7 protein-coding genes are annotated in these 7,345 nt (G+C 34.6%); 2 read left to right on the forward strand and 5 right to left on the reverse strand.

What is annotated here, in order from left to right; translation table 11 throughout:
* Positions 1-221 precede the first annotated feature (221 nt).
* The 4 genes from VNJ50_RS05500 to VNJ50_RS05515 form a co-directional block, all read right to left on the reverse strand.
* Entirely contained in the window at positions 222-404 is a 183-nt protein-coding gene (locus VNJ50_RS05500) for a hypothetical protein (RefSeq protein ID WP_325579814.1), read from the reverse strand.
* An 87-nt stretch (positions 405-491) separates the two neighbouring features.
* On the reverse strand, positions 492-2,267 hold the full coding sequence (locus tag VNJ50_RS05505; RefSeq protein ID WP_325579816.1) for a PspC domain-containing protein: 1,776 nt from the start codon (positions 2,265-2,267) through the stop codon (positions 492-494).
* Positions 2,260-2,604: a PadR family transcriptional regulator gene (locus VNJ50_RS05510; RefSeq protein WP_325579818.1), complete on the reverse strand. Its 345-nt coding sequence runs from the start codon at positions 2,602-2,604 to the stop codon at positions 2,260-2,262. Before VNJ50_RS05510 ends, VNJ50_RS05505 begins: the two co-directional genes overlap by 8 nt.
* Before the next feature lie 94 nt (positions 2,605-2,698).
* Positions 2,699-3,211 carry a DUF4870 domain-containing protein gene (locus VNJ50_RS05515; protein ID WP_325579820.1) on the reverse strand — a complete coding sequence of 171 codons (513 nt, stop codon included), beginning with the start codon at positions 3,209-3,211 and terminating at the stop codon, positions 2,699-2,701.
* A gap of 79 nt (positions 3,212-3,290) precedes the next feature.
* Here VNJ50_RS05515 and VNJ50_RS05520 point away from each other — a divergent pair, with 79 nt between their 5' ends.
* Together VNJ50_RS05520 and VNJ50_RS05525 are read left to right on the forward strand one after the other, a co-directional pair.
* The gene (locus VNJ50_RS05520; RefSeq protein WP_325579822.1) at positions 3,291-3,746 is read left to right on the forward strand and encodes a DUF4442 domain-containing protein; all 456 of its coding nucleotides are present in this window, start codon (positions 3,291-3,293) and stop codon (positions 3,744-3,746) included.
* A gap of 226 nt (positions 3,747-3,972) precedes the next feature.
* The gene (locus VNJ50_RS05525) at positions 3,973-5,433 is read left to right on the forward strand and encodes a glycoside hydrolase family 130 protein (RefSeq protein WP_325579824.1); all 1,461 of its coding nucleotides are present in this window, start codon (positions 3,973-3,975) and stop codon (positions 5,431-5,433) included.
* Positions 5,434-5,488: 55 nt separating this feature from the next.
* Here VNJ50_RS05525 and VNJ50_RS05530 read toward each other — a convergent pair.
* Positions 5,489-7,345, reverse strand: a 1,857-nt coding sequence (locus tag VNJ50_RS05530; protein ID WP_325579826.1) for a glycosyltransferase, incomplete at its 5' end; no start/stop codon positions are given.

Here is a 7,345-nt window from a genome sequence, read left to right on the forward strand (position 1 = left end):
CTTTTTAGCATCTTTTAGCCTTTGATTACTTGATTTAGATCGCTAATCTGCATTATCACCAACTAAAATCTATCTCAAAATAGCTATAAAAATTCAAACTATAATTTTTATACAGTCTTTTACCTTTTGTGGTTTTCCTAAAGATGTAATTTTTTTCTAAGTAAACTTTAAAATATTGTTTTCAACTTTGGAAATAATCAGATTTAACGACGATTCTTTTGTTATAGTTTTTGTGTCAGATAAAAATCCAGTCCGTTGCTCACCACAATTTCATTAAAACTTTGATCGATGTTAAGGTTTTCACTAACGACCTTCCCGCTTCCTTTTAGTCCTAGATCCACATTGCATAAAGAAAGTGATAAACTTAAAATAGAGGTAACAATAATTTTGATTAAAGTGCTCATAAGAGTTGTTTTTGTTTCAAATATCTTTTAAAATCTATAAGAAGTGTAAACTAAAATTCCGAATTGTCAAATTCTAAAGATCAACTGTTAGTTATCATCAGTTGTGATTTTTATGCCGTCTTTATCAATATTGACTTTAACCGCATTATTTTCTGATGCATTATCGTTTTTGTCGATGTCTATAGGATTTTTATTGGTTTCAATATTAATTTCAGAATTGTCGTTGTCATTTATAAAATCTTCAGGGCAATCCAAACATCTGATTTCGTTGTTTGAAATTTCCAAATAATAACCTTCCAAGCCATCAATGAGGATATCACCACTGTTGATCAATCTTTTGGCTTCATTAACATAAAGATATTTTGAATGGAAGGATGCGGTGTTTTTATCAGCATACAAAATGACATTTTCTGGCAGATATAGTATGATTTCTACTTGTTGCTCTCTAAATCGGTTTTCAAACGCAGTAGTTAAAAAAGCATCCAACTCCAATGTATTTCCATTTAAAATATAATTGTAGCTAATCTTATCGGCATATTTTTTTGCATTTTGATAAGTGTTTCCTGTGGCACTTTTGTTAATGCTTATTGATGTGACAGAATCTTTTGAAGATTTTATGGTGAGTTTAATATCAGTTAAATACAATAATTTTTTATCGTTTTGATCATAAACAGGTTTCCATTGGTTTCTATGCCGTCCAGATTGTTTACTATATGAATTATTATATGTCATGCTTAAATAAAGTGTATCATTTGCCCTGATGTTTAAGGTGTTATTTTGTTGGATCATAGCATCTTCGGCAAAAGCACTAGTTTGCTTAGCTCCAATGATTACCAGTGCGATTATGGTTATAAACCATAATCCGATCAAAGAAAACTTTGCTATCTGACCTATGGACTTTAAATTGTTGATTAGAATTTTTAATCCCAAATAGAAGATGAAAAAGAATGGAATTCCTATAGCAAAGAATACAAGTAAAGACATGGCCCATATTGGAATATTAGCTGTATTGATAGCTTCTATAAAATCAATACCGGGAACAACATTTGTAATGTCGGCAATACTCACTGAAAACAAGGCAATTATTAGGGTAATTAACATTGAAGCACCAATAATAATAAGAATGATACCTATGAATTTTCCTATGATTTTCAGAAAAAACAAGAACAGATTGACGAGTCCGTCAAAAAATGATTTTGAACCTTTTTTGATGCGATTGCCTTGTTTTGGAAGATCCATGTTTTTAACTGCATCAGAGACGTTCTGGGAAACATTTTCAAAGCCGTCCTTAATTTTTTTTTCAATGTTACTGATGTTTACCGGTTCACCGGTCATTGTCAACTTTTCTGCAGTGGTCACTGCTTCTGGAACCAAAATCCAAAATAGAAAATAGATAAAAATGAAGGTTCCACCAGAACCAAATGCTAATAAAATCCAAAGTAGACGCATCCAAATAGCGTCAATGCCAAAATAATGTCCAATACCTGAAGCCACACCACCTATATAGGAGTTGTCCTTATCCCTGAACAGTTTTTTTGAAAATGTGGTATTGTTCTTATTTTGATAATTGCTTTGAGGTTCGTCTTCAAAAATTTCATCATCAACCAAGTAATCTTTAGGTTGTCCCATGATAGAGATGACCTCGTCAACTTCTTTAATTCCAATAACTTGTCGGTCATTTTGTATGCGCTCATAAAAAAGTTCGGCAATTCGTGCTTCGATGTCCGCAATAATTTCCAAGCGACCTTGAGAATCTGTAAAGGAGTGTTTTATAGCTTCAAGATAGTGCTGTAACTTAAGATAGGCATCTTCATCAATGTGAAAAAATACACCAGCTAAATTTATATTGATTGTTTTATTCATCGCGTGTTTTTTTTGATTTGGTTACTAAGTGTACTGCGTTTTGTAGTTCATTCCAAGTGACATTCAGTTCGTTAAGGAACAATTTGCCCTTGTCGGTGAGGTTATAATATTTTCTAGGGGGTCCTGAGGTCGATTCTTCCCACCGGTAATCTAAAAGACCTGCATTTTTGAGCCGGGTCAGCAATGGGTAAATTGTGCCTTCCACGACCAGCATTTTAGCATCTTTTAGCGTTACCAGAATTTCGGCCACATACGCATCTTCATCTTTTAAAATGGAGAGAATGCAATATTCCAGAACACCTTTGCGCATTTGTGCTTTTGTGTTTTCAATTTTCATAAGTCATTTTTAAGATTTTTAACTGTTCGTTTTTTGATTGATTGATTGATTGATTGATTGATTGATTGATGTCCGACGATTTTTTCGGAAATAATTATTTTAAAAAATTTATTGTCAAAGGATACTTATAAAGTTCGCCATCTCTGGCTTTTAAACTTGCAATCACTATAAAAATCAATTCCAAAATAAATCCCATAATGGCCAGAACACCAAATCCGCCAATAAAATACAGCATGGGATGCAGCGAATTAAAATTTATTGTAAAGTTGTTCAAAGCATTAAAATCCAAAAAATTGAATGATTGTAAGAAACCAAACATAAAAGCAGGAATTGTCAATCCTCCCAAAACAACGAGATATAGAAAAACGCTAATTTGAAAGTTAATTGCTTGTTTGCCGTGATTATCAACGAATTCTGATTTCTCCTTATTAAATATCCAAAGTACTAATGGCCCAATAAAATTTCCAAAAGGAATTAGAAATCTTAAAAAAGTCGATAAATGAATGAATGTGGCAATGTTTTTTTGATGGTTGTCTAACATGTCAAAATGATTTATAATACTTGCTAATGCAAATATATATCCAAAAGAAGGTATCTTGTATTGCATAGTACTGTAAATTAACAAAAAATTAACAATATGAACTTCGGAATAAAATTGATATTTTAGCTACAACTAATGATTTATCATGAAACTATCTCCTAGAAAACTCAATGCCGTTTTAAGTTTTAAATTGCCATCCGCGTATTTGTGTGGGGTTCGTACCAAATATATTGATGACACACAGTGTAAGGTAAGTGTAAAACACCGATGGATTAATCAAAACCCCTTTAATTCTATGTTTTGGGCTGTACAAGGTATGGCAGCAGAGTTGTCCACGGGTGCTTTGGTCATGGCAAAAATTCGAGAAAGTGCTCAGCCCATTTCAATGTTGGTAATTTCCAACAAGTCATCGTTTACAAAAAAGGCGACAGGACGTATTAATTTTATTTGTATGGATGGTCCAATTGTTGATTTGGCCATTAAAAAAGCCATCGAAACAGGTGAAGCGCAAAATATTTGGATGCATTCTGTTGGCACCGATCAAAGTGGTGCCGAGGTTTCCAATTTTAAATTCGAATGGGCTTTAAAACTTCGAAGTTAAGTTTTTAGAAACGAAATTCAAGAAGGTAAATTCGCAGATTTTCTAATATTATTAAACCGTTTTTTGTTTTTGAATTTATTTAAGGAAATCCCATCATATATTTTGTAATGAATTACCTACACTTCATTTTTGACATTAAATTTTTCTGGTTTTATTGTAAATTTCTTACTAAAACAAAATATGAAACCTCAGTTTTTCGTAACTTACATACTCAATTTTTAACAAAATGAGAGTTCCTGTAATACGAAAAAAAGTAAATTTTCTTCCAGATTCCAGCAGGGTTATTGCCCGATATTTTATGAACGGCGATGATGCAACCAAAGATATGCTGGCCTTGGTTTTTGCAATGAGTGAACATGAAGTTCAAACGGCTTTAGATCAAACGCTTCGTGAGTTTGCTTATAGACATCGAAATATTACCCAACTTTTTAAGAAGCATTTTAATAATGCACGACATCTGGTTGAGCAAATGCCCATTGTTTTTGACAAGATCTCCAATGCTCGAAAACTGTTGATCGGAGCCTATCTTACCATGGAATATTCTATTGAATCGACGGCATTTTTTAATCCTTCCATCGTTCCGGATAGTGATCAAACGTATTTGGAAGAAGGGGAGTTGCGCGTCATCCTATCGTTCAGGGCTACTGGCGAAGGTCATATTTCATCCATCGTATTTAGACGTGGTATTCTTGATAAAAACAATGATCTGCATCTTATGGCCATCGGAAAATCTATGGATATTGCCGAAATATCACATAAAAAATTGTATCACAAAGGTCGGTTTGTGGAAAAAATGGACGAGATGGAAATCCCTAAAAAATATTCGAACTTAGTTGTCGAAAGTCTTCCGGAACATTTTGAATATTCCGCTTTAAAAGGTATTGTTGACAGCACATTGAATGATGAAACAATTAGTACTGGCAAACGACTTTCTTTTGAAGAAATACGATGGTTGGTAAACTCGTATTATGATATTGAATTTCAGCATGATACTGATATCAGTGAACGGGTGATTTTTCCTATTTCGGCATCAGAAAGTAACGGGATTGAAGATGCGCGTTTTGTTCATTTTACAGATGATGATGGTAGCGTTACATTCTATGCCACCTACACGGCTTACAATGGCCATGTGATTTTGCCCAAATTTTTATCAACCGAGGATTTTTGTACATTCAGGATCATGCCTTTTCATGGCAAAGGAGCAATGGGTAAAAATCTGGCACTTTTCCCAAAACGCATCAATGGGAAATATGCCATGCTTTCGCGAATAGATGGCATTAATAATTATATCATGTTTTCTGAACGAAATACCCTTTGGAAAGAGCCAATTCTACTTCAAAAACCAAAATATCCATGGGAGTTTTCAAAGGTAGGCAATTGCGGATCGCCACTTTGGACAGAGCAAGGTTGGCTGATTATCACTCACGGTGTTGGACCAATGCGCCGTTATTGTATTGGTGCGGCATTATACGATTTGCTCGATCCTACCAAAGAAATTGGACGACTTAAAGAACCTTTGCTCATGCCACTTGAAATTGAAAGAGAAGGGTATGTGCCCAACGTGGTTTATTCGTGTGGCTCGGTCATTCACAATAACCAACTCATTTTGCCTTATGCCGTTTCTGACTATTCAACAACTTATGCGGTAGTTGATATGCCGGCGTTGTTTGAGGCTTTGAAAAATTAGCAGAAAACGGCAGACTTTTAGTTTGCCGTTTTTTTTAAGTTTGATATGATATGTTTTATTCTTCGTTGAAGTGGTAGGATTCTTCAAAAGCTTGTAATACGGTAAGGTGCGAAATAAGATAAGCCAATAAACTTTCGGCACCTTGATTTCGGTTTACGCCATCTTCTTCAAAACCGTCACAGCAGCCTTTCGTTTCAAAATCGTAAAGACTCATTCGCAGATCATTTTCACCTAAAAACCACATGAATGAAGTGAAAAGTTTGTCTAAATATTCGGTTTCCTGCGTAATAACAAATGCCTGATGATACATCAGTACCATGGCCATAGCATCAATAGGTTGCTGGGCGTAGATGGAACGTTCTTTATCTTTTACAAACCATTGTCTATTGCCAATTACCGAAAGATGTCCATCTTTGAGCGTGTGCGTTGTCAAAAAATCCATGGATTCAAAAGCCACCTCTTTTATTTTATCATTGTCTAATTGTTGTGAAACATGAAGTAGTGCCAATGGTAAAATACCGTTGTCATAAGCCAAAAGTGATTCAAACCAATACCAGTTTTCGGATTGATTTTGTTCAAAATTGACAAGAAGAACATCAGTTATTTTTGTTAAAATTACTTTTATGTTAGTGTCCGATGGATAGGTTTTGAGATAATAGCATATTCCGATGATAATATTGGCAATTCCTCTTATCGATTTGATTTTCATAAAAATAGGAACGGCATTAAAAAAGATCAATAGAGCGGCTTGGCGATATGCATCATTTGGAGCATGGTTAATAAGATAGCCTAAAACCCATATGGTTCTTCCAAAGGAATCTTCAGAGCCAACTTCGTCAAGAAAACTTCTATTGAAAGCTAAAAAATTTCTGAACGTTCCATCTTCATTTTGCATAAAATGGATATAACTCAAATAAACCGGCATCAATTCTAGGGCGAACGCATTTTTTTTCTGTTTGTAGGCCATGCAAACCATTAATAAAGCTCTGGCATTATCGTCCAAACAATAGCCTTCTTTTAAATTTGGAATTCCAAACTTGGCATGTTGAATAATACCTGTATCGTCAGTAAGACGTTTAAGATGTGTTAATGAAAAAGGAGGTAGCAATAACAGGTCGATATGGGTTTCTTTACTGGGTTCCGGTTTAGTAGGTTCAGATACCAAATGTTCAGCAAGTTCAAAATAGCGTTGGCCTATTTTTGGCCAGATAATGTTTTTGCCATAAGTTGCGGCTTTCTGTTGGATTGTTTTTAACAGTTCGGGTTGGTCGAGCAATTCATTTAAGGTATTGACCAAACCATCCTCGTCCTTAAAATCAAAAAGACGGCCTTTATTTTCGGTAAGCAATTCTGCCGCGTGCCAATATGGCGTGGACACTACAGCGCATCCCGAACCCATGGCATAAGTTAATGTGCCACTTGTGATCTGGGCTTCATTGACATAAGGCGTAATATAAATATCACAAGCTGCTAAATATTTAAAGAGTTCTTTTTCTTTTGCAAATTCATTAAGCAAAAGCACATGGTTGCTGAGTTTTAGGTTCTTTATGAGCAGTTGAAGGTAGTTTCGGTATTCCTCACCAGCACTTCTAAACACATTTGGATGTGTTTTTCCCAGAACGAGATAAAAAACTTCGGGATGTTTTTCAATGATTTTTGGCAATGCTTTAATGACGGTTTCAATACCTTTATTACGACCCACAAAACCAAAAGTGAACAGTAATTTTTTATTATTTAGTTTAAGTTCTGTTCTGCTTTTTTCCTTGTCGTAATGAAAATCGGGAAGACCATGTTCAATTTTAATAATTTTTGAGGATGGCACTTCATAAATATCTTTAAGAAACTGAATGGCTTTATTGCTCATGACAACCAATCTGTCAGACATCTTGCAAATTTGCTTTAGTATGGCTTT

Origin of the sequence: Gelidibacter sp., from assembly GCF_035577925.1 — a bacterium.
Lineage (GTDB): Bacteria > Bacteroidota > Bacteroidia > Flavobacteriales > Flavobacteriaceae > Gelidibacter.